The 21,775-nt window shown below is 53.2% G+C and carries 20 protein-coding genes; 11 read left to right on the top strand and 9 right to left on the bottom strand.

What is annotated here, in order from left to right:
- Positions 1-11: 11 nt before the first annotated feature.
- Positions 12-1,256 carry an MFS transporter gene (locus J8X26_RS09840; RefSeq protein WP_374101276.1) on the bottom strand — a complete coding sequence of 415 codons (1,245 nt, stop codon included), beginning with the start codon at positions 1,254-1,256 and terminating at the stop codon, positions 12-14.
- Between the two features lie 248 nt (positions 1,257-1,504).
- On the opposite strand from J8X26_RS09840, the gene J8X26_RS09835 reads away from it, so the two are divergent.
- From J8X26_RS09835 to eagI, 6 genes are all read left to right on the top strand, one after another.
- Positions 1,505-2,182 carry an SDR family oxidoreductase gene (locus J8X26_RS09835; RefSeq protein ID WP_165060330.1) on the top strand — a complete coding sequence of 226 codons (678 nt, stop codon included), beginning with the start codon at positions 1,505-1,507 and terminating at the stop codon, positions 2,180-2,182.
- A gap of 280 nt (positions 2,183-2,462) precedes the next feature.
- Positions 2,463-3,704, top strand: a complete 1,242-nt coding sequence (locus J8X26_RS09830) for an MFS transporter (protein ID WP_208950793.1) — start codon at positions 2,463-2,465, stop codon at positions 3,702-3,704.
- A gap of 289 nt (positions 3,705-3,993) precedes the next feature.
- A complete protein-coding gene (locus J8X26_RS09825) occupies positions 3,994-5,724 on the top strand; it encodes an ABC-F family ATP-binding cassette domain-containing protein (RefSeq protein ID WP_208950792.1) in 1,731 nt (576 codons plus the stop codon).
- A gap of 351 nt (positions 5,725-6,075) precedes the next feature.
- A complete protein-coding gene (locus tag J8X26_RS09820) occupies positions 6,076-6,825 on the top strand; it encodes a pirin family protein (protein WP_152323866.1) in 750 nt (249 codons plus the stop codon).
- Between the two features lie 975 nt (positions 6,826-7,800).
- Complete coding sequence (gene mtr, locus J8X26_RS09815) at positions 7,801-9,045, top strand: tryptophan permease (RefSeq protein WP_208950791.1); 1,245 nt, start codon at positions 7,801-7,803, stop codon at positions 9,043-9,045.
- A 185-nt stretch (positions 9,046-9,230) separates the two neighbouring features.
- Complete coding sequence (eagI, locus tag J8X26_RS09810; protein ID WP_152323864.1) at positions 9,231-9,881, top strand: acyl-homoserine-lactone synthase EagI; 651 nt, start codon at positions 9,231-9,233, stop codon at positions 9,879-9,881.
- On the opposite strand, the gene J8X26_RS09805 is transcribed toward eagI, so the two are convergent.
- On the bottom strand, positions 9,847-10,608 hold the full coding sequence (locus tag J8X26_RS09805) for a LuxR family transcriptional regulator (protein WP_152323863.1): 762 nt from the start codon (positions 10,606-10,608) through the stop codon (positions 9,847-9,849). The genes eagI and J8X26_RS09805 overlap by 35 nt on opposite strands.
- A gap of 337 nt (positions 10,609-10,945) precedes the next feature.
- Positions 10,946-12,484, bottom strand: coding sequence for a nitric oxide reductase transcriptional regulator NorR (norR, locus tag J8X26_RS09800; protein WP_208950790.1), 1,539 nt, complete (start codon positions 12,482-12,484; stop codon positions 10,946-10,948).
- Positions 12,485-12,641: 157 nt separating this feature from the next.
- Between norR and norV the strand changes: the two genes are divergently transcribed.
- Both norV and norW read left to right on the top strand, forming a co-directional pair.
- Positions 12,642-14,075: an anaerobic nitric oxide reductase flavorubredoxin gene (gene norV / locus J8X26_RS09795; protein WP_208950789.1), complete on the top strand. Its 1,434-nt coding sequence runs from the start codon at positions 12,642-12,644 to the stop codon at positions 14,073-14,075.
- Positions 14,076-14,086: 11 nt separating this feature from the next.
- Positions 14,087-15,220, top strand: a complete 1,134-nt coding sequence (gene norW, locus J8X26_RS09790; RefSeq protein ID WP_208950788.1) for an NADH:flavorubredoxin reductase NorW — start codon at positions 14,087-14,089, stop codon at positions 15,218-15,220.
- Positions 15,221-15,226: 6 nt separating this feature from the next.
- On the opposite strand, the gene J8X26_RS09785 is transcribed toward norW, so the two are convergent.
- The 6 genes from J8X26_RS09785 to J8X26_RS09760 form a co-directional block, all read right to left on the bottom strand.
- On the bottom strand, positions 15,227-15,799 hold the full coding sequence (locus J8X26_RS09785; RefSeq protein WP_208950787.1) for a hypothetical protein: 573 nt from the start codon (positions 15,797-15,799) through the stop codon (positions 15,227-15,229).
- Between the two features lie 109 nt (positions 15,800-15,908).
- A complete protein-coding gene (locus J8X26_RS09780; protein WP_208950786.1) occupies positions 15,909-16,496 on the bottom strand; it encodes a flavin reductase family protein in 588 nt (195 codons plus the stop codon).
- Between the two features lie 57 nt (positions 16,497-16,553).
- Positions 16,554-17,408 carry a metal ABC transporter permease gene (locus J8X26_RS09775; protein WP_152323857.1) on the bottom strand — a complete coding sequence of 285 codons (855 nt, stop codon included), beginning with the start codon at positions 17,406-17,408 and terminating at the stop codon, positions 16,554-16,556.
- A complete protein-coding gene (locus J8X26_RS09770) occupies positions 17,405-18,256 on the bottom strand; it encodes a metal ABC transporter permease (protein ID WP_208950785.1) in 852 nt (283 codons plus the stop codon). Before J8X26_RS09770 ends, J8X26_RS09775 begins: the two co-directional genes overlap by 4 nt.
- Positions 18,253-19,047, bottom strand: a complete 795-nt coding sequence (locus J8X26_RS09765) for a metal ABC transporter ATP-binding protein (protein ID WP_208950784.1) — start codon at positions 19,045-19,047, stop codon at positions 18,253-18,255. The genes J8X26_RS09770 and J8X26_RS09765 overlap by 4 nt, the downstream gene beginning before the upstream one ends.
- On the bottom strand, positions 19,044-19,985 hold the full coding sequence (locus J8X26_RS09760) for a metal ABC transporter substrate-binding protein (protein ID WP_152323854.1): 942 nt from the start codon (positions 19,983-19,985) through the stop codon (positions 19,044-19,046). Before J8X26_RS09760 ends, J8X26_RS09765 begins: the two co-directional genes overlap by 4 nt.
- A 188-nt stretch (positions 19,986-20,173) precedes the next feature.
- On the opposite strand from J8X26_RS09760, the gene mntR reads away from it, so the two are divergent.
- The 3 genes from mntR to J8X26_RS09745 all read left to right on the top strand — a co-directional run bounded on the left by mntR (position 20,174) and on the right by J8X26_RS09745 (position 21,740).
- The gene (gene mntR, locus J8X26_RS09755) at positions 20,174-20,629 is read left to right on the top strand and encodes a manganese-binding transcriptional regulator MntR (RefSeq protein ID WP_152323961.1); all 456 of its coding nucleotides are present in this window, start codon (positions 20,174-20,176) and stop codon (positions 20,627-20,629) included.
- 206 nt (positions 20,630-20,835) lie between these two features.
- The gene (locus J8X26_RS09750; RefSeq protein ID WP_152323853.1) at positions 20,836-21,186 is read left to right on the top strand and encodes a hypothetical protein; all 351 of its coding nucleotides are present in this window, start codon (positions 20,836-20,838) and stop codon (positions 21,184-21,186) included.
- Positions 21,187-21,200: 14 nt separating this feature from the next.
- Positions 21,201-21,740 carry a glycine zipper family protein gene (locus J8X26_RS09745; RefSeq protein WP_165060308.1) on the top strand — a complete coding sequence of 180 codons (540 nt, stop codon included), beginning with the start codon at positions 21,201-21,203 and terminating at the stop codon, positions 21,738-21,740.
- The last annotated feature ends 35 nt before the right edge of the window (positions 21,741-21,775 follow it).

Here is a 21,775-nt window from a genome sequence, read left to right as displayed (position 1 = left end):
CACCTCCTGAGTTACTCAACACGCTCTTTCTCGTCATATCTGAACGAGAAGAGGAAAATTAATGCGATAACCGCAGCGGAAATCGCCGGGATCCACCAGAACGTCACCCACGCCTGCGGCACGGTTTGCCCGGCGACCAGACGGTTATAAAGCGCACCGGAAATCTGCGACCCCAGCAACATACCGATGCCGTAGGTGAACATGACGATCATGCTCTGCGCCTGACCTTTCACTTTTTCCCCCGCCACACGGTCGGTGTAAATAAACCCGACCACAAAGAAGAAGTCGTAGCAGACGCCGTGCAGCAAAATTCCGATATAGAGCAGAAAACGCCCTTCCTCGCTGACGCCCAGCGCAAAGAAGGCATAACGGACAAACCAGGCGAGCATGCCAATCAGCAGCATGTATTTCACGCCCAGACGGCGGAACAGCAGCGGGATCACCAGCATGAAGAAGATTTCTGACATCTGGCCGAAGGACATTGCGGTACTGACATCCGCTATACCGGTATCCGCCAGATACGACGCGGTGTACGCGTAGTACGTCCCGAGCGGCACAGAGATCAACATGGCGCAGAGCGAGAACACAAAGAAATGACGGGTTTTCAGCAGTGCAAAGGCATCAGCACAAAACAGATCGCGCAGTGCAAACGGGAGGCCTTTTGCGGGGGCGGGGGTATGTGGCAACGTCAGGCTGTAAGCCGCCAGCACCACGGAGCACACCGCGGCAATCGAGAAAATACTGACGCTCGCCGAGACGCCGGTCACGCCGATAAAAATCCCTGCCACAATCCAGCCAATCGTGCCGAAAACGCGCACCACCGGGAAACTTTTATCGATGTTTTTCAGGCTGTGGAAAGAGATGTTGTTGGTCAGCGCCAGCGTCGGCATGTAGCAGAGCGTGTAACCGAACAACAACGTGATGAGCAGCGTACCGTTTTCTGCGATCAGCGCCTGAGGCACAAACCACAAGATCACCGCGCCTGCCAGATGCATTACCGCCATCACTTTTTGTGAGGGGAAGAAACGGTCGACCAGCATCCCGAGCACAAACGGCGATAAAATTGACGCGATCGGCCCTGCCGAGAAAGCATCGCCGATCAGCAGTGACATGTTGTGATGCGCCATCACCAGCCCCAGCGTCACCGACAAGCTTCCCCAGATAAAGAACTGTAAAAACATCATCAGTGATAAACGCGGCACCAGAAAACGGTGCCGTATATGACTTTTTTCATGGCTTTCTAATGCTGACATCATTTTCGCCTCACAAAAAGTAATCGATTACAAAACGTGTTTTAGGAAAAGTAATCGATTACAAAATTATTATCCCGTGCTTCATCGCAAATTTGCGAGAAAGCTCACGATAAAAAATCCCGTCAGGAAAATCGGACTCCAGCCCATTGTTGCCAGCGGCGGGCTGTCCCATACTGAAACTCACGCTATGAGGTTTTACAGGTTTAATGAAAACTATAAATTAACGTTACGCATTGAATAAAAGGATGAATATGACTGACTCTAAAAAAGCATTGATCATCGGCGCTTCACGCGGTATCGGTTTAGGTGTGGTGGACGTTCTGGCAAAACGTGGCTGGCAGGTCACGGCGACAACGCGGGCTGCCGTTCCGGCCAAAAGTCCGTCTTCGGTTGAATGGGTCAAACTGGACATCAATAAATCCGAAGCGCGGGAAGCGGTTAAAGACGCACTTTCCGAAAGCCGTTTTGATCTGATTTTTGTGAATGCGGGCGTATTTGGCCCTGACCATCAGGACATTCATCAGGCATCCGATGAAGAAATTTTACAGCTGCTTCTCACTAATGCCATTTCCCCTGTCCGCACCGCGGCTGAATTCCTTCCGCTGCTCAACCACCGCACCGGCGTGCTGGCGCTGATGACTTCTGAGCTTTCCAGCCTCAATGAGAATGAAGTCGCCACCTATCCGCTGTATTCCGCCAGTAAAGCCGCGCTGAATATGCTGACCCGCGGGTTGCAGGAAGCGACTGAGAAACAGGAACTGACGCTGTTGTCCGTCCATCCGGGTTGGGTGAAAACGGATATGGGCGGCGAAGATGCCACGCTGACCGTAGAAGAAAGCGCCACCGGGATTGCCGATCAGTTCGACGCATTCCGCGGCAAAGGCGGCCATCACTTTGTGGAATATTCCGGCCGTAAACTGCGCTGGTAAATTTGCAGTTCCGTGCTTGCTGACGGCCTCACCCGAGGCCGTTTTTAATTCTAAAACACAACCGTAATCCCCTCCCCGCGAACTCCATTCCTTCTTCACAATATGACGGCAGACTCCGTTATATGAAGATTTGCTGAACCTTTTGTGATGTTTCTCTTTTATGGTAAAACTAGCCGGTCGGTTGGTTGTTAATAATTTGTACACACAATAATTGCCGGGCTAACTTATTCCAAAATAAGGCTCAGACGCGGCGTATAAACGTTTTTTTCAGGGATTTATCATGCCTCCTGCTTCCTCAGCGGATTCAGATTCACTGTTACAACATCGTTCATTTGTGGCGTTCTGGATAGCGCGCGCCGCGTCCAGCTTTGGTTTTCAGATGCTTTCCATTGTGGTGAGCTGGCAAATCTATTCCATCACCGGCCGGGCGTTTGATCTCGGGCTGATCGGGCTGGTGCAGTTTTTCCCCTCTGTCGCGCTGGCGCTGGTCGCCGGGCACGTTGCCGACCAGTTTGATCGCCGCCGCGTCGTCTTGCTCGGGCAAATCGTCGAATGGCTGGCGATTGGCGCGCTGGCCTGGTTATCGCTCACGCATCACGTTAATGAAGTGATTGTGCTCGGGCTGATTTTCATTATTTCGACCGCCAAAGCGATGGAAGCGCCGTCGTTGCAATCGATGCTTCCGGCCCTGGTTCCGCCGCATTTACTGGCACGCGCGATGGCGGCAAACAGCGTTTCCGGCCAGGCGGCGGCGATGGTTGGCCCGGCATTGGGCGGTTTTTTGTATGTCGCCGGGGCGGGCGTGGCTTATTCGGTCTGCGCCGTGCTGTATCTGCTATCGATCCTGATGGTCAGTCGTTTACGCTATGAACAGGCACCTCCTCGCCGTGTTCCTGCCACGTTCAAAACCCTGTTTGCAGGCATCAGTTTTATCCGTAACCGGCCGGACGTTCTGGGCGTGATTTCGCTGGATTTGTTTGCCGTACTGCTGGGCGGCGCGACGGCCCTGTTGCCAATTTTCGCTCACGATATTCTGCACACCGGCCCGTGGGGTTTGGGCTTGCTGCGCGGCGCGCCTGCAGTCGGCGGGTTAATCGTCGGATTCTGGCTGAGCCATCGTGCACTGAAACGCAATGTCGGGATGACTATGTTTACGGCGGTGGCCGGTTTTGGCGTCGCGACGTTAGTTTTCGCCTTCTCAACGTCGTTGTGGCTTTCCATGCTCGCACTCTTTGCACTCGGCGGTTTCGACATGATCAGCATGGTCATTCGGGGCGCGCTGGTTCAGCTGGACACGCCGGACGATATGCGCGGCCGCGTCAGCGCCGTGAATTCCATTTTCATCAATACCTCCAATCAGCTTGGCGAGTTTGAGTCGGGTTTACTGGCTGCCTGGGTCGGTGCAGTGCCCGCTGCGGCGATTGGCGGCGTCGGTACGCTGATCGTGGTGGGATTATGGATGACCTGGTTCCCGGCCCTGCGTAAACGGCAGAAGCTGGAAAATGATGCGGTGACACCGTAACGCTTTGCGGGGTTTCCGGGACTGGAACAATTTGGAAATCCCCAATATAATCCGTTCATTCATTCACCAACCGAATACATAAGGAGGATTGCCATGCTGACCCGTGAAGTTTTTTTAATTTCACTCGTCCTTAGCGATCGTCACTGCTCAGGCGTTACCGGTATCGTGCTGCGATAACCTGCTTGAGCGAAGCTAACTGACAATCTGAGAACTTCCCTCCGGCTTACCGGTTATCGTCGGCTTTATTGACGAGAGGCATTTTTTTGCCTGTAAAACTTGAGTAAGCACCATGACATTATTATCTGCACAATCCTTATCCTTCGATAATTCCTTCGGCCCTTTGCTGACGGAAATTTCTTTCGGCCTGAAAAAAGGCGACCGCATCGGGCTTATCGGTCATAACGGCTGCGGGAAAAGTACCCTCCTGAAAATCCTCAACGGCGAACTGGCGGCGACGTCCGGCCAGCTGACGCTGGCGACTCAGTGCATTATGGCGACGGTAGAACAACATCTTCCGGCCGCATTGCAAGATGCGACGCTGATTGATGCGGTGCAAAACCATTTACCCGGCAGCCTTCATCAGCCGGAAAGCTGGCAGGCCGAAGTGCTGCTCGCCACGCTGGGCTTTGGGGAAAAAACCTGGAGTCTGGCCGCAGGTACGCTCAGCGGCGGGCAACATACGCGGCTTATGCTGGCGCGTGCGCTGGTCCGGCAACCAGATTTATTGCTGCTCGATGAACCGAGTAACCATCTCGATCTGCCCACGTTGCTGTGGCTTGAACAGTTCCTGCAAAACTGGGGCGGCAGCTTTGTGCTGGTTTCCCACGACCTCAGCCTGCTGGACAGCGTAACCAACTGCACCTGGATCCTGCGCGACAAAACGCTGCAATTTATCCGTCTCCCCTGCACGCAGGCGCGTCAGGCGCTGGCCGAAAAAGATGCGGCGGACGCATTACGACGCAGAGCCGAGCAAAAGGAGATCGACCGTGTCACTAAAAGCGCCAAACGGCTGGCCGTCTGGGGCAGTATTTACGACAACGAAGGTCTGGCGCGCAAGGCCAAAAAAATGGAAAAACAGGTTGACCGGATGAAGGAAGAACAAACCGATGTCACCGCGGGCAATCAGTGGCAGTTGCGGCTGAGCGGAGAAGCCTTACCGGCGGATCGCGTACTGGCGCTTTCTGCCTTACAGATCCGGCCCGCCGCGGATGCGCCGGTCTTGTTTGAACTTGGCGAACTGCGGGTGAAAAGCGGCGACCGTATCGCGCTGGCAGGCCGCAACGGCTGCGGAAAATCATCGCTGCTGCACCATCTGTGGCAGGCTTACAGTCAGCCGGAAACCACCGCTGAGGGCGTGATGTTCCATCCCAAAGTGCGTACGGGCTATTACGATCAGAGCCTGCGGCAACTACAGGATGAGGATTCGCTGTCGGATGCGCTGGCACATTTTGCGCCGCTGACCGAAGAACAGCGGAAAATGGCGCTGATCGGTGCTGGTTTTCCGTATCTCCGCCATCAGCAAAAAGTCAGCACCCTGAGCGGCGGCGAGCGTTCGCGGTTGCTGTTTACCGGTCTGATGCTGGCGAATTACTCGCTGTTGCTGCTCGATGAGCCGACCAACCATCTGGACATGGAAGGTAAAGAGGAGCTGGCAGAAACGCTGAAAAACTTCAGCGGCGCGGTATTGCTGGTTTCTCATGACCGGACGCTGATTGCGCAAAGCTGCAACCGCTTCTGGCTTATTCATCAGCAACGGCTGGAGGAATGGCACAGTCTCGCGCCGGTCTGCGCGATCCTCGCCGATATTCCGGTGGCGAATACCCTGGCTGCGGAAAAACCACAGGTGGCTACATCTGCGGTTCCCGAAACCGAAGAGGAGCACTGGCTGGCGACGCTGCTGGAGCTGGAAAGTAAACTGGAAGAAGATCTGGCGCGAAAGCCCAGACATCAGAAACCGGAATTACAACGCCAGTGGCAACAGCAAATCGCCGAACTGAATGCCTTACTGGAACTGAGCTAACGTTTAAATATTTCCCCTTTAAGGCCGCAGAAATGCGGCCTTTTTTCGTGCAAGCCTGTCGTTTTTACCCGCGTCGGTTATGCTTAAAAAGCAGAAACATATTACCGGTTTGATTTAGCGACGCCGGAAAAGAAAATGGTTCACGCAGGCCAGCGCGGAAAAAAGACTGATTTCCTCGCCCAACTATATTTTCAACGGCACGGGCGAGCGCCACGCCTTCGGCTTTCCTGAGGATATTCTTTGAGAAGTAAGCCCGGCGTAAGGAAGATCCGCATTCTTAACAAAAAGATCACACCCTCTTCGCCTCCTTGATAGACTGGCCTGAGACTAAAATAAGCTGCCGGAGAAAACATGTTTAACGTATTACGTGCTGAACCCAAAACGACTTTCGAATACGGCCCTTTCCGGATCCGGCGTATGCGTCCGGGGCAGATCCTGCCTGAGCGCGGTGACGATGCTTTCGGCCCGCTGAGTGTTATTGACCACGCGAATCTCGAACAGGGGACGCTGGTGAAAATGCATGAGCACAATAACGACGAAATCCTCAGTTATATGTGGCGCGGTTCGATGGTTCACGAAGATTCTGCCGGCAACCGCGTTCCACTTTCACCGAAAAAACTGATGATGATGAATGCCGGGGAAAGTTTCTGGCATGAAGAATCCACGCCTCTGGTTTCGGCTGAGATGCTGCAAATTTTTATCCGCCCGCGCAAAGCGAATCTTGAAGCCCGCGTGCAGTTTATGGAACGTCGGGACGGCCCGAAACAAAACGCATGGACGCTAATTGGCGCACCGGAAGGCATTGAGTCTCCGCTGGAAATCCGCCAGGCCATTTACGTTTACGATATCCGTCTGGACACTGACACGACGATTGAAATCCCCACGCATCCTGGATTTGCGCAGTGGCTATACGTGATGGACGGCGAAATTACGATTGGCGGTCACACGCTGGGTAAAGGTGACGCAATCAGCGACGAAACCAGCGCACTGACGCCTGCAACGGCCACAAAAGAGACGACGCTGGTGTGTTTTCTGGTGTATCTGGATGCGGAATCCGTTCTGGAAGGCACTATCAGCGGTAAGTTCGGTAATGTGAAATAAGGCGACAGGCCAGTGTTACGAATAATCCGAGATATTACAGTGCCCTGAATGAAAAAGCCCCAGCAAGTTATTGCCGGGGCCTTTAAAGTACTATCAAATTAGTATTTAACATTCATCAACTTAATTACAGATACTTACTTCTACAGATGTACATCGTTTCACAGGATATATTTTTGAAACCGGTTAACGCTATCCTCCTATAATAATATGGAATAACATCGCTATCCTGTTCATTTCATTCAGCCTGGTTTTTCATGTCAGGATAAATGAGTACATCACCCTCGCGATATAGACTCTTTGATGCGTGGCCTTACTCTCTTCGCGATATTCTCGATTTCAGACTTACGTACCCAAATCGCGAACATTACTCTTAATTACAAGGCGTTACATCATCGCGTTTTCGTCCACATAATGCGATTGCACAGATTTACCGCGTGGCCTTAAAGCATCATCTCACAGACATTCAAATATCGCCTGATATTGAATCACCCAAACAAAAATACTTCGTGGCCTTTATCGCATCTCATTACTGACAAGTTTATCAACTTGTTAAATGCACCGGGAAATAAAATCTTCACTTCATTTCTCTGCGGGGCTGACTTCTAATTTACTCGTTATGAGCAGTGTGTCAACACTGTATTTAAGCACAGGTTTTTACTCCCTTTTTTGATAAGTAATAATAATGAAAAATGTGATCTGCACCAGATATAGGGGTTAGCGTTTTAACCTAAAAAATCAACATTTTCATATTTTAGAAACATCTCAATTCACGCCCTGCCCGGCATCTTCGCCAATGCGCTGTTTTGTACCAGCAAACTAGTTCAACAGTGTACATCCGGCACAAGATGCACTATATTGCGGCGCGTAAGGCTAACAAGGCAGGATAAAACTGCGATTTTTGGTCAATTCCCCTATCAATTCTTTTACAGCAATTCTTGAACGAATCGTGATAAAAGCCACGCGAGGAACCGCACTATGGCGACGCTTTCCGTGACCACCCCACAACGCTCGGTGCTGGGTGGCGCAATGATTATCGGAGGAACCATTATTGGTGCCGGGATGTTTTCCCTGCCGGTGGTGATGTCCGGTGCCTGGTTTTTCTGGTCTGTCGCGGCACTGATTTTTACCTGGTTCTGCATGCTGCATTCCGGCCTGATGATCCTCGAAGCCAACCTGAATTATCCGGTAGGATCGAGTTTCAACACGGTGACCGGCGATCTGCTGGGCAAAAACTGGAACCGGCTTAACGGCCTGACCATCGCCTTCGTGCTGTATATTCTGACGTATGCCTATATCTCAGCCAGCGGTTCCGTGCTCCAGCATACGATGCGCGAAATGTCGGTGAACTTCTCCCCGCGTCTCGGCGGGCTGATAACGGCGCTTGCCGTGGCGTTTATTGTCTGGCTGAGTACCCGCGCGGTCAGCCGCATGACGGCAATTGTGCTGGGCGCTAAAATCATCGCGTTCTTCCTGACGTTCGGCAGCCTGTTGTGGCACATCAAGCCGGTGAATTTACTCAACAGCGTCGAAATTAATCCAAGTTATATGCCTTACGTGCTGGCGACGCTGCCATTCTGCCTCGCATCATTTGGTTATCACGGCAACGTGCCGAGCCTGATGAAGTATTACGGCAAAAATCCGCAGATCATAAAAAAATGCCTACTGCTGGGCACGCTGATGGCGCTCGGGCTTTACATCATCTGGATGCTGGGGACGATGGGGAACATACCGCGCCCGGAGTTCATCGGCATTGCGGCCCGTGGCGGCAACATCGACGTGCTGGTACAGTCACTGAGCCAGATCCTCAACAGCGAAGGACTAGATCTGCTGCTGACGGTCTTCTCCAACTTTGCCGTCGCCTGTTCATTCCTCGGCGTGACGCTCGGCCTGTTCGACTATCTGGCGGATCTGTTCGGGTTTGATGACAGCCGAACCGGACGCTTTAAAACCGCACTCGTGACGTTCATCCCGCCCATCGTTGGCGGCGTGATTTATCCGGATGGCTTTATCTATGCGATCGGTTTTGCAGGTCTGGCGGCGACCGTCTGGGCAGTCATCGTTCCGGCACTGATGGCTCGCGCATCGCGTCAGCGCTTTGGCAGCCCGCTGTATCGCGTATGGGGCGGAAATAAAATGATTATGCTGGTATTACTGTTTGGTGTGCTCAATGCGGTCGTACATATTTTTTCCAGCGTAAATCTGTTACCTGTTTATCACTGAAAGCGCATAAATATCGGCATCTGGCCATGTCTTAGCGGCATGGCTTTTTTTTGTTTTACATCACAAACTCCCCTCATAAATAAATTCCCCCTACAGACGGTGATTTATTTGCCGATTGTATATTGTAATAATCAATTCAGATGCCAAATATAACCCTTCGACCGTATTCAAAATCAGGAAAAAAAATGCTGGAAATTTTCGATGTGAGTTACAACGACCTGACAGGCAAACGTTCGGATGATCTCTACAAACTGAGGAAAAAAACGTTTAAAGACCGCCTGGACTGGGCCGTTCAGTGCAGCAATGACATGGAATTTGATGAATTTGATAATGCTGATACGCGCTACATGCTGGGTATTTACGACAACCAGCTGGTGTGCAGCGTGCGCTTCGTTGATTTACGTCTGCCGAATATGATCACCCATACTTTTAACCGGCTATTTGATGACGTGAAATTACCCGAGGGTGATTATATCGAATCGAGCCGATTTTTCGTGGATAAGAACCGCGCAAAAGAATTACTCGGCAGCCGTTTCCCGATCAGCCATGTTCTGTTTCTTTCGATGATTAATTATGCGCGCCATCACGGACACACCGGAATATACACCATTGTCAGCCGGGCGATGCTGACGATTGCGAAACGTTCCGGCTGGGAAATTGAAGTGATCAAAGAAGGTTTTGTCAGCGAAAATGAGCCTATTTACCTGCTCCGTTTGCCGATTGATTTGCATAACCAGGGCATCCTTGCCCGACGTATCAGCGATCAGTCCGAAGCCTCGCTGGAAGCGTTATGTGAATGGCCTATGTCTTTGCCTGTGACACCAGTACAGGTTTGATGAGTTCCAGTTCAACGCCAAGCCGGATTGCCTGCTTGGCGTTAATAACCCCCAGCTTTTTCACCACGTTAGCCATGTGATATTTCACGGTTCGCGTCGTGATGTTGATGATCTGCGAAATCTCATCGTAGGTTTTCCCCATGCTCGCCCAGTGCAGCACTTCGTTTTCTCTCGGTGAGAAAATCGGTTTCCCGCCCGACACCAGCGATGGCGAAATCTGCGATGAACGCGCCGCGCTCTGGTTAAGCATCAGCATCTTCTCGTGGGTTTTGATCAGCAGGCATTGCAGCTTATCCATATCCTGCGCGACCCTATTTTCCGGCCCTTTATCCGCGCCCGCTTCCATAATCAGTGACAGCATGCCCAGATTATTCATGTGGTCATGAAGCACGAAAGTGAAACCGTTCGCGATATTATATTTCTTCGACAACGAGAAAATTTTGGATGATTTTAAATCAGAAAGCACGGTAAGATTTTCATCCCACGCGAACGGCGAAACACGTTTAAGCGCGGTCAGAACCACCGGGTCGATATGCTGGTAATTATGCGATTTATAGATATCGGCCCATTCATCCGGATAGCTGGTGACGACAAAGATGTCGACCGGATTTCTTTTATTGATCACCAGATAGGTGTATTTCAGATTGCCGTAAGGAAGTAATTTCCTTTCGAGATAATCACGTAACGTATCGATAATTTTTTCATCATTTCTAACACGCGAATGCATTCCTCTTCCCCCCTGGCTGACGCGGCTTCCCTTTTGATTTTCGTGGTCTTTCTGTCACAAAGTACAGTGCACGATTACACCTTAGTACAACTATCGGGTTGCGTCTCCCCCCGTATAATCACCGCATAATAATTAATTAGCAAAAAAAAACCTGACCGGTAGAGTCAGGTAGCAACATTAGCCAACACCAGGGAAATTTTTAAAAGAAGTTATACCTAAAATGCTACAGAAGCGAACGCGTTTCAACAGTTCTCGCTTCCGTAGCATTTATTATTTTCGCGCCTCAAACTATTTTGACTCATTATTCGCCAGCCCCACGCCTTAATCCCCTCTGATATTACGCCTTCATTCCTAACCGCTTCGCCAGCCGGTGAAGATTTCCGCCGTCCATTTCCAGCGCTCTCGCCGTTGCAGACCAGTTCATCTGATGTGCCTGCAAGATTTTGGTAATTTGTTGCCGCTGAAAATCCTGCGTGGCCTGTTGCAGATTGAGTGAAGTTACCTCCGGGGCTTCGTTTTCGGGCGCGGCCATGACTTCCGGATTTCCGGCCTCAGAAAAGTTAAACAGCGCACGATGTAACGTGACATCGCCCTGAATTTGCGACGCCCGCGCCAGCACTGCCGCACGTTCAATTGCGTGTTTCATCTCACGTACATTGCCGGGCCAGCCATAGCTGACCAGCATCGAAAGTGTGTCAGCAGGCAGCCTGAGCTGCGAAATCCCCAGCTTGTTTTTGATGTGTTCGACAAAAAAACCGGCCAGCAGAACGATGTCACCCTTTCGTTCGCGCAGCGGCGGCACGAAAAGCGGAAACACGCTCAGGCGGTGGAACAGATCGACGCGGAAAGTCCCGTCCACCACCGCTTTTTTCAGGTCGCAGTTCGTCGCGGCCAGGATCCTGACATTCACGCGTTTGGTGCTGTCATCGCCGACCCGTTGCAGGTCACCGTACTGAATCACGCGCAGTAACTTGGCCTGAAGCACCAGCGATAACTCGCCGATTTCATCGAGAAACAGCGTGCCGTTATCCGCCATCTCAAATTTGCCCGTGCGGTTATGGATGGCGCCGGTAAACGCCCCTTTCACATGACCGAACAGTTCACTTTCCGCCACACTTTCCGGCAGCGCCGCGCAGTTGAGATACACCAGCGGTTTTCCCGCTCGCGGTGAAAGATGATGCACGGCATTGGCCACCAGCTCTTTACCCACGCCGGTTTCACCGGTGATCAGCACGTTGAGATCCGAACCGGCCACCACGCTGATTTCATGCCGTAATTGCTGCATGGCGTCGGAAAGCCCGATCATTTCCTCCTCCGGACGGCGGACGTTTTGTTTGCGCGCATTCGGCGCGGCCATCGCCGGTAACGCCTGCTTTTCAAGGGCATCCACCAGCAGCGCATTATTGAGGGCGGAAGACGCCAGCGCGCCGATGAGCCACAACTCCTCATCGCTGAACGCATCAAATTGTTGCGGATTCAGGCTGTCAAACGTCAGCGCGCCAATCAGCGCCTGATCGGCAAACAACGGTAAACCGATGCAGGCGTGAACTTTCAGATCGTCATGACCGGGGATGAGCCCGTCGTACGGATCAGGCAGATGGCTGTCCGCCGGAAAACGCACCACATTCCCCGCGCGGGCAATGGCCTCGAGACGCGGATGTGAGGCCAGCGCGAAACGCCGTCCGAGCACATCCGGCGATAAACCATCGATCGCCAGCGGCCTGAACTGCTGTTCTTCATAACGCAACAGCGCTGACGCATCACATTTGAGGAGTTGGCGCACGCTGGCAATCAGATGCTGAAAGCGATTCTCACCGGACAAACCGTTTTGTAACTCAATGGCAATGCCCGCCAGGGACTGAATGGATAAGCTCATAATGTCATTCCGACACAGTTAAAGTCATTTTGACAATAATAGCGCATTGTCAAAATGACTCATAAGATTATTTAAATCTTTAAAATCAGTATGATAAATACTGGCACGGTCATTGCTCTCTGAAGAAGACCATCCATTACTTTTTCAGGAAACTATCATGGCTATTCAGGTTAAAAATAACATCAGTTGGGTTGGGCAACGTGACTGGGAAGTTCGCGATTTTCACGGCACCGAATATAAAACCCATCAGGGCAGCAGCTATAACAGTTATCTGATCCGTGAAGGTAAAACCGTCCTGATTGACACCGTCGATCATAAATTCAGCCGTGAGTTTGTTGCCAATCTCGAGAAAGAAATCGACCTTGCGGCGATCGATTACATCATTATCAACCATGCCGAAGAGGACCACGCCGGTGCGCTGACCGAACTGATGTCCCGCATTCCCGACACGCCGATTTACTGCACCACCAACGCGATTGATTCCATCAACGGCCATCATCATCACCCTGAATGGAATTTCCACACTGTGAAAACCGGCGACTCGCTGGATATCGGTAACGGCAAAACGCTGATTTTTGTGGAGACGCCAATGCTGCACTGGCCGGACAGCATGATGACGTATATGACGGAAGACGCCGTTTTGTTCAGCAATGATGCCTTTGGCCAGCACTATTGCGACGAGCATTTGTTTAACGATGAGGTCGATCAGACAGAGCTCTACGAGCAGTGCGCCCGTTATTACGCCAATATTCTGACGCCATTCAGCCGTCTGGTGACGCCAAAAATTAACGAGATCCTCGGCTTTAATTTGCCGCTAGACATGATTGCCACCTCGCACGGCGTGGTATGGCGCGACAATCCGACGCAAATTGTGGCGAAATACCTTGAATGGGCGGCGGATTATCAGGAAGACCGCATCACTATTTTCTACGACACCATGTCCTCAAACACCCGCATGATGGCCGACGCCATTGCACAGGGCATTCACGACACAGACCCGACCGTTGCGGTGAAAATCTACAATATTTCCCGCCACGATAAGAACGAGATCCTGACGCAAATCTTCCGCTCCAAAGGCGTGCTGGTCGGTTCATCCACCATGAATAACGTGATGATGCCGAAAGTGGCAGGCATGCTGGAAGAGCTGGCCGGTCTGCGTTTTCGCAACAAAAAAGCCTCCGCGTTTGGCAGCTTTGGCTGGACCGGCGGCGCGGTTGACCGCATTCAGACCCGGCTGATGGATGCCGGTTTTGATATCGCGTTGTCACTGAAAGCTAAATGGCGCCCGGACGGCAAAGCGCTGGAAGAATGCCGTGAACATGGCCGCAAAATCGCCCGCGAATGGGCTTTGCATCCGCTCAAAGAAACCAGCGTGCCGGTGCAGCCCGTTGAATCTGCCTGCGGATGCAATGCTGAGCCGAAAGCCGACGCCGGTGTTTCAATGATTTGTACCGTGTGCCAGTGGGTTTATGACCCGCAGCTGGGTGAGCCGTTGCAGGATGTCGCGCCGGGAACCGCGTGGTCTGACGTACCGGAATCCTTCCTTTGCCCGGGCTGTGCGCTGGGTAAATCCGTCTTTGATCCGCTGTGAAAGGAGGCCAGATGGAACACAACATTGTGATTATTGGCGCCGGATTTGCCGCGCGCCAGCTGATAAAAAACATCCGCCGCGCCGATAAACAGGTACCGGTCACGCTGATCGCCGCAGACAGCGCAGACGATTACAACAAACCGGATCTGAGCCATGTTTTCACGCAAAAACAAGGCGCGGATGACCTGACGCGCCAGAGTGCGGCGCAGTTTGCCGCGGAAAATAATCTCACGGTGGTTTCAAACACGCGGGTCACGGCTATCGATCGCAGGAATAGACGCGTGGTGTGCGGCGACCGGTTTTTTGATTATGAGAAACTGGTGCTGGCGACCGGCGCGCAGGCGATATTGCCTGCGTTGCCGGGCAGCGAATGGATTTTCACGTTTAACAGCCAGAATGAGTACCGGCAGAATCAGGACGCGTTGCAGTCGGCGAAACAGATTGTGGTACTGGGCGGCTGCCTGATTGGCAGCGAACTGGCGATGGATTTACACCGCGCCGGAAAACAGGTGACGGTGGTTGATCGTTCCCACAGCCTGCTGGCTTCGGTGATGCCTGCGGAAATCAGCAGCCGGTTACAGCATAAATTCAGCCAGATGGGCATTCAGCTGGCGTTAAATAACGAACTGGAATCGGTGGCTAAAACGGCTGATGGCCTGAATGTTTCGCTGAAAAATGGCCTGATAATACGTGCTGACGCCGTGATCGCGGCCATCGGCCTGAAACCGGAAACCGCCCTCGCCGCAGACGCCGGTTTGCACACGCAGCGCGGCATCGTGGTCAACGGTCAGTTACAAACGTCGGATCCGGCCATTTACGCGCTCGGCGACTGCGCAGAAATTGAAGGGCGAATTCTGCCTTTCCTCCAACCGGCGCAGATTGGCGCAATGACGCTGGCGAAAAACCTGATGGGCGGCGCAGAAACGCTGAATCTTCCCGCCATGCTGGTGAAGGTCAAAACGCCGGATTTACCCCTGTTCTTTGCCGGTGAAACCACACGCACCGACCTGAGCTGGGACATCACGTTCAACGGTCAGGGCATGATGGCGAAAGGCCGGGACGACCAGAATCAGCTGCGGGCGTTTATCGCCAGCGAGGAACACACCAAACAGGCTTTCCTGCTGTTGCGTGAACTGAGCGTGTAAACCCGATCACGCACGATGCTGATAAAACGCCAGCACGTGACGCGGTTCGAAAGAAAAAATGACATATTCCCTGCCGTTCAGCGAGAATTCGCCCGCTTCTGTCATCGGGTAATGCCGGTGAATGAGCAGGGATTTATGATTTTCTTTATCAACAAAAGCCACACCCAGCGCAAAGTCCTCTTTCAGCGCATCGCAAATATGTAAAAGGAGTTTCGTCAGTAATCCTGTACCACGATATGCCTTTCTGACACTGACAGGCCCATAGAGAAAAATCTGTTCCGCCGTCGCCACACCGGAGGCAAGTATCGCGTTATACGCTGCCTGCGCAGGGCCGTGTTTCGCCAGACTGCCGCGCGTGGTCATCGCCACACCGGTAATCACCGGCTGTCCTTCATGTTCATCACGGCTGACAAACACGCCACTGCCTGACTGGAATTTTGCCAGCAATTCAGCGTCCATCGTCCCTTGCGTAAATCCTTCTTCTCCGCGCTGCTGCGCCGTCAGATTATCGCCTCTGGATCCGCTTAAAATACTGAGGATCTCAGCAATGTCATGATGATCGGATTTCGTAATTTGCATGCGTCTCATCTTCCTGTTGATGACTTTTTTAAGGTGTGATTATGGCAAAGGTTTGGAGGATTGGCGCGCAGAGGGAAAACGGGGCGAAGAATATGCCCCGTCAGAAATATCAGCCCAGATCGGTATTGGCGTTCAGGGCTTCGCCGGTGGCATAGAACTGGCCGCCTGCGATGTAATGCAAGCTGCGCAGGGACGGATCAGCGCCTTCGAAATGCCAGTGACCGTTGCTGAATACACGGGTATCCGCCCAGGCACCGACAATTTCACCGATAAACAGATCATGCGCCTGCTGGTTGTGCGGCTCAGGGATCAGCTTACACGCCAGCCACGCAGAGCAACCGGCGACAAACGGCAGGTCGCCGTGCCCTTCCATACGAAACAGCTCTGCGCCGCAATGCTGTAATTTATCCGGATCGTTACGCAGCGTTCTGGTGCCCAGATCGTACGTCATCTGCAATTGCGCCACCGTTGGCACCTGAATCACGAAATAACCACTTTGCTCAATCAGCTCGCGGGTACGGGCGATTTTATCGATCACCACCGTCAGTTTTGCTGGTTTAAAATCCAGCCCGCACACCCAGGACGCTGACATCACGTTGTCCACGCCCGCGTGATGGGCGGATACCAGCGCGGTGGCTCCGTGGTTGATCAGGCGGTAGGCTTTTTCCAGTTCGACGGGCGCAAATTGTGGGGTCATCAGAATCTCTCAGCAAAAAATGTCAGAAAACAGCATGGCAAATCAGCCCGGCCAGCACTACGCAATCGGTGCGGACTGTCGCGGTTTTAGGGATTTTCGCAGTAAATTAGCCGTGAGCGCCAGCAGGAAAAACAGCGCCTGAATCAGCACAATTGTCGGCCCCGTCGCGGCATCAATATAAAAGCTGATAAACGTGCCTGACACTGCCGCGGAAAGTGACACCGTCACTGCAATCATTACCATTTTCGGCAATGTTTTACACAGCAGAAATGCGGTAATACCCGGTGTGATCAGCATCGCCACCACCAGCACCACGCCGACCGCCTGAAGCGCCGCGACAATGGTCATCGCCAGCATGCACAGCAACGCGTAGTGGTAAAAACGAACCGGTAACCCGATGACTTTGGCCTGAACCGGGTCAAAGCAAAACAGCACCAAATCCTTAAATCTGAACAGGATAGCCAGCGTCACCACTGCCGCGATAATCAGCGTTTGCAGCATTTCGCTGTCCGTTACGCCGAGTACGTTGCCAAACAAAATATGGCTGAGATGCTGCCCGGTGTTCACCCGCGAGAAAAGCACCAGCCCGGCGGCGAACATTCCGGAAAACACAATGCCCATCACTGAATCTTCTTTTACCCGGCAATGCTCTTTAATAAAACCGGTGGCGACGGCGCAGAAAAGCCCGGAACCAAACGCCCCGATGGCCAGCGGAATACCCGCCAGATAGGCCAGCACCACGCCCGGTAAAACGGCGTGAGAAATGGCGTCGCCCATCAGCGACCAGCCTTTCAGCACCAGAAAACAGGAAAAAATCGCACAGACGATACTGGTCGCCGCCGCGGTCAGCAGCGCGCGCTGCATAAATTCGAAGCCCATCGGCTCAAGCAAAACATCCAGCCAGCTCATCATACGCGGCTCCTGCGGAGCCGGAAGTGATTAACCAGCCAGCCGTGTTTCGGCGCAAACAGAAACGCCAGCAGGAAGACGACGGTTTGCAGGCAGACGATAACGCCACCGGTCGCGCCATCCAGGTAATAACTCAGCCACGCACCCGCCGCACTGGTGACCGCGCCAATAATCACCGAAATAAACAGCAAATGTGAGAAGCGGTCAGAGAGCAGATACGCCGTTGCGCCGGGGGTAATCACCATCGCGATCACCAGAATGGCGCCGACGGTTTGCAATGCGGCCACGCTGCACGCGCTGAAAATGGTGAAGAAAATGATTTTCAGCTTCAGCGGAGAAAGCCCGACCGACACGGCGTGCGCTTCATCGAAGAAGACCGCCAGCAGATCCCGCCAGATAACGCACAGCACCACCAGCGAAATGCCAACGATGATCTGCACCTGCAAAATATCCGCGTCATCGATGCCTAAAATATTGCCGAACAGGATCGACTGGACGTTGACCGACGTCGGGTTAAGCGACACCAGCAGCAGGCCGAGTGCGAAGAACGTGGAAAAGACGAAACCAATAATCGCGTCTTCGCGCAGTTTGGTGAAATGGCGCAGCAGCGTCATGGAAAGCGCGGCCAGAATGCCGGTGCCGAAAGCACCGACGGCATAAGGGAATCCAAGCGCATACGCGCCCGCCACGCCCGGAACGACCGAATGGGATAAGGCATCCCCCATCAGCGACCAGCCTTTGAGCATCAGATACGCCGACAAAAATGCGCACACCGCGCCTACGCCCGCGCTGACCCAGATGGCTTTGACCATGTAATTATACTGAAACGGCTCAAGCAGCAGTTCGGTCATACCACCCGCCTTACCGCTGTCTCCGGCAGGCTCTCTTTCTGCACTAAATAGCCGATATTGCGCAGTGCGCCGCCAAAGGTGTTTTCCAGATTCTGATGCGTAAACGTGGCTTCCAGCTCACCGGCGGCCATCACCGTCCGGTTGATAAGCACCACGCGATCGCAGAAATCCGGCACGCTGGCGATATTGTGCGTGGACACCAGAATCAGATGCCCTTCCTCACGCAGCTGGCGCAGAAGTTCGATAATGGCGTTTTCCGTTTTGATATCCACGCCGGTAAAAGGCTCATCAAGCAGCAGAACGCGCCCCTGCTGAGCCAGCGCGCGCGCGAGAAAAACACGTTTTTTCTGGCCGCCGGACAGCTCACCAATCTGACGATGCGCCAGATCGGTCAGCCCGACACGCGCCAGCGCCGACGCAACCTGATTTTTATCTTCCTGCGAGGGAATACGCAGAAATGACATTTTGCCGTAACGCCCCATCATCACCACGTCACGCACCAGTACCGGAAAATTCCAGTCCACTTCTTCGGACTGCGGCACGTAAGCGATCAGATTCTGCTTCAGCGCTTTAGCGACGTTCAGGCCATCCAGCGTCACGCTGCCGTGCGTCGGGCGGATAATGCCCATAATGGTTTTGAATAACGTGGATTTGCCGCTGCCGTTAACGCCCAGCAGCGCGCAAATCGAGCCGCCGTGCAGCGTAAAACTCGCGTCTTCAATGGCGGTGTGACCGTTGTTGTAGGTCACGGTGACATCATCAACCCTGAGGTGAAGCCGCGAGTCATTCATTGCCCGAACCCTTGCGCAATCGTGCCGACCGTCACTTTCAGCAAATCAATATACGTGGGCACCGGGCCGTCCGCGGCGGACAGCGAATCGACATACAACACGCCGCCGTATTTCGCGCCGGTTTCCTTGCTGACCTGTTTCGCCGGTTTATCCGAAATCGTACTTTCGCTGAAAACTACCGGGATATTTTGCTGACGCACCAGATCAATCAGCTTTTTCACCTGCTGCGGCGTGCCCTGCTCTTCGGCGTTGATCGGCCACAGATACGCTTCTTTAAGATCGTAATCTTTCGCCAGATAACTGAATGCGCCCTCGCTGGTCACCAGCCAGCGCTGACCGGCCGGGATTTTCGCCAGACGTTCGCGCAGCGGCGCATCAAGCTGCATGATTTTCTGCGAATAATCTTTGGCATTGCGGTCGTAGGTCGCGGCGTTTTCCGGATCATATTTCACCAGCGCAGCGCGGATATTCTCGACGTAGACCAGTGCGTTTTTCGCGGACATCCAGGCGTGCGGATTCGGGTTACCGAGATACGGCCCTTCCTGAATTGGCATTGGCGTAATGCCGTCCGTGACCGTCGCCGACGGCACATCTTTGATATTGGCAAAAAAACGCCCGAACCAGCGTTCGAGGTTAAAACCGTTCCACAGAATCAGATCCGCAGACTGCGTTTTGACGATATCGCGCGGCGTCGGCTGATAATCGTGGATCTCCGCGCCCGGCTTGGTGATCGACTCTACGGTCGCCGCATCACCGGCGACGTTCTGCGCGATGTCCTGGATCACCGTGAAGGTCGTCACCACTTTGAACTTTTTTTTGTCTTTCTCTGCCGCCGTCGCATTTCCGGTGATCAGCGCAACAATCATACCGATCAGCATCAGACGCAAACGAAACGGTGAATAACTGAATAATTTTAAGAGGCTCTGTCCATTTCCCATCAACGTTCTCCTGTGAAACACCACAACAACCGGCGGTTTATTATTCAGGTATAGCACAGGCTATACTCCATAGCCAAGGCAAAGTTTTCAGAAATTGGTAGATGTGTGCACTTGGTTTACAATGCACGGATTGCTGCGGTGAGCGCGGCTGCGGTGGAAAACCGTTGAGCAAGAAAGAGGCAGGCGTAGTGAAAGATAAAAAAATAAATCCATTACTGGATGTGGAAGAACACGCTCAGGGTTTTTTACAGGTGCGCGAGGCGCATCGCCGCGAATTAATGGACGATTACGTTGAGCTGATTTCAGACTTAATTCATGAATTTGGTGAAGCAAGACAGGTCGATCTGGCCGCACGTCTGGGCGTTTCGCAGCCGACTGTGGCGAAAACGCTGAAACGTCTGGCTAACGCCGGGCTGGTTCATCAGCTGCCGTATCGCGGCACTTTCCTCACGCCGGAAGGTGAGAAACTGGCGGCGGAAAACCGCGAACGTCATAACGTCGTTGAAGCCTTTTTCATCGCGTTGGGCATCAGCGCAGAAACGGCGCGCCTTGATGCGGAAGGGGTGGAACATCATGTCAGCGACGAAACGCTGGCCGCTTTCCGGCGCTTTACCGCAAGCCAGGAAATCAGCGCGAAAAAGTGACTTTTTGGCCCGTCTGCGAAAGGCAGCGGGCAGTTCGTCAACAAACGTATCTCCCTGAATTTTTTATACACAATTACACCCAAACTCTTGTCACATTCCCCCAGTTCTCCTGCCAACCTTTTACACCCCTGAAGCGTATCTTTAGCCTCAGGAGTGGTGTCATTTTTGCCGCTCCGTGCATCCGGTCAATGTGCTTCGAGGTGGTTATGAAAAGGCTGTTGTTGTTGATGCTTACCGCTGGCGCGCTGATGTCAGCCAGCTCTGCGTCTTTCGCCTATGGGTATTACGGTCATGGCTATTATGGTCATGGCTATTACGGCCGCGGCTGGTATGGCGGACCGCGTGTTGTTGTCGGTATTCCCTGGGGCCCGCCGCCGCCGGTGTATTACGGGCCACCGCCGGTTGTCTATGTTGCGCCTGCGCAACCGCAGACTTACGTCGAGAAAACCCCAAATTATGCTTACTACTGCCAGAATCCGGCGGGATATTACCCGCAAGTTCCACGCTGTGCGCGCGGCTGGATGAAGGTCGTTGTGGGTGATTCCGCTCCACGTTAACAGGCGATAATGTCATGAACAGGTTTACTCCGCTGGCGGTTATTGCCCTGGCCGCAGCGCTTTCCGGCTGCGTATCTCCCCCGACCCGCCCGGATGTAATGGTTTTACCGGGTACGGGAAAGGATTATCAGCAGTTTCAGAGGGATGAAATGTCCTGCCGGAATGCGGCCTACGCCAGCGTGAACGGTGGTGCACAAACGGCCAATAATACTGCGGTGAATACTGCGGCGGCAGGCACGGCGGTCGGCGCCGCAGCCGGTGCTTTGCTGGGCGCGGCGTCACATCAGGCGGGTGCTGGCGCGCTGATTGGCGCAGGCAGCGGGCTGCTAATCGGCAGCGCGATGGGCAATAACAGTGCCGGTGCCAGCAGCGGCGATTTGCAGGATCAGTACGATACGGTTTACACCCAGTGCATGTACGCCAAAGGCAACAAAGTGCCGGTGGACGCCAGCTACAGCGACCGTCAGGACTCTGCGCCGCAAAGCCCGGTACCGCCGGATTACTATCCGTCTCAGCCGGGCGACAACGGCGTTCCGCCTGATTACGTTCAGTAAACACTAAGCAATAACACAGGCAATAAAAAAAGGCT

This window comes from Rahnella sp. ChDrAdgB13 (genome assembly GCF_017655185.1).
GTDB classification, from domain to species: domain Bacteria; phylum Pseudomonadota; class Gammaproteobacteria; order Enterobacterales; family Enterobacteriaceae; genus Rahnella; species Rahnella contaminans.
Note: the sequence above shows the minus strand (reverse complement) of the source record. Positions and strands in the feature narration are given on the sequence as shown.

Bases quoted from the DNA above. Each gene is read 5' to 3' on its own strand.
- J8X26_RS09770 (WP_208950785.1), bottom strand. From the start codon at position 18,256: ATGACCGAACTGCTGCTTGAGCCGTTTCAGTATAATTACATGGTCAAA.
- mtr (WP_208950791.1), top strand. From the start codon at position 7,801: ATGGCGACGCTTTCCGTGACCACCCCACAACGCTCGGTGCTGGGTGGC.
- J8X26_RS09835 (WP_165060330.1), top strand. From the start codon at position 1,505: ATGACTGACTCTAAAAAAGCATTGATCATCGGCGCTTCACGCGGTATC.
- J8X26_RS09760 (WP_152323854.1), bottom strand. From the start codon at position 19,985: ATGGGAAATGGACAGAGCCTCTTAAAATTATTCAGTTATTCACCGTTT.
- J8X26_RS09775 (WP_152323857.1), bottom strand. From the start codon at position 17,408: ATGATGAGCTGGCTGGATGTTTTGCTTGAGCCGATGGGCTTCGAATTT.
- J8X26_RS09780 (WP_208950786.1), bottom strand. From the start codon at position 16,496: ATGACCCCACAATTTGCGCCCGTCGAACTGGAAAAAGCCTACCGCCTG.
- J8X26_RS09805 (WP_152323863.1), bottom strand. From the start codon at position 10,608: ATGCATTCGCGTGTTAGAAATGATGAAAAAATTATCGATACGTTACGT.
- J8X26_RS09765 (WP_208950784.1), bottom strand. From the start codon at position 19,047: ATGAATGACTCGCGGCTTCACCTCAGGGTTGATGATGTCACCGTGACC.
- norR (WP_208950790.1), bottom strand. From the start codon at position 12,484: ATGAGCTTATCCATTCAGTCCCTGGCGGGCATTGCCATTGAGTTACAA.
- J8X26_RS09830 (WP_208950793.1), top strand. From the start codon at position 2,463: ATGCCTCCTGCTTCCTCAGCGGATTCAGATTCACTGTTACAACATCGT.
- eagI (WP_152323864.1), top strand. From the start codon at position 9,231: ATGCTGGAAATTTTCGATGTGAGTTACAACGACCTGACAGGCAAACGT.
- norW (WP_208950788.1), top strand. From the start codon at position 14,087: ATGGAACACAACATTGTGATTATTGGCGCCGGATTTGCCGCGCGCCAG.
- J8X26_RS09840 (WP_374101276.1), bottom strand. From the start codon at position 1,256: ATGATGTCAGCATTAGAAAGCCATGAAAAAAGTCATATACGGCACCGT.
- norV (WP_208950789.1), top strand. From the start codon at position 12,642: ATGGCTATTCAGGTTAAAAATAACATCAGTTGGGTTGGGCAACGTGAC.
- J8X26_RS09750 (WP_152323853.1), top strand. From the start codon at position 20,836: ATGAAAAGGCTGTTGTTGTTGATGCTTACCGCTGGCGCGCTGATGTCA.
- J8X26_RS09745 (WP_165060308.1), top strand. From the start codon at position 21,201: ATGAACAGGTTTACTCCGCTGGCGGTTATTGCCCTGGCCGCAGCGCTT.
- J8X26_RS09825 (WP_208950792.1), top strand. From the start codon at position 3,994: ATGACATTATTATCTGCACAATCCTTATCCTTCGATAATTCCTTCGGC.
- J8X26_RS09785 (WP_208950787.1), bottom strand. From the start codon at position 15,799: ATGCAAATTACGAAATCCGATCATCATGACATTGCTGAGATCCTCAGT.
- J8X26_RS09820 (WP_152323866.1), top strand. From the start codon at position 6,076: ATGTTTAACGTATTACGTGCTGAACCCAAAACGACTTTCGAATACGGC.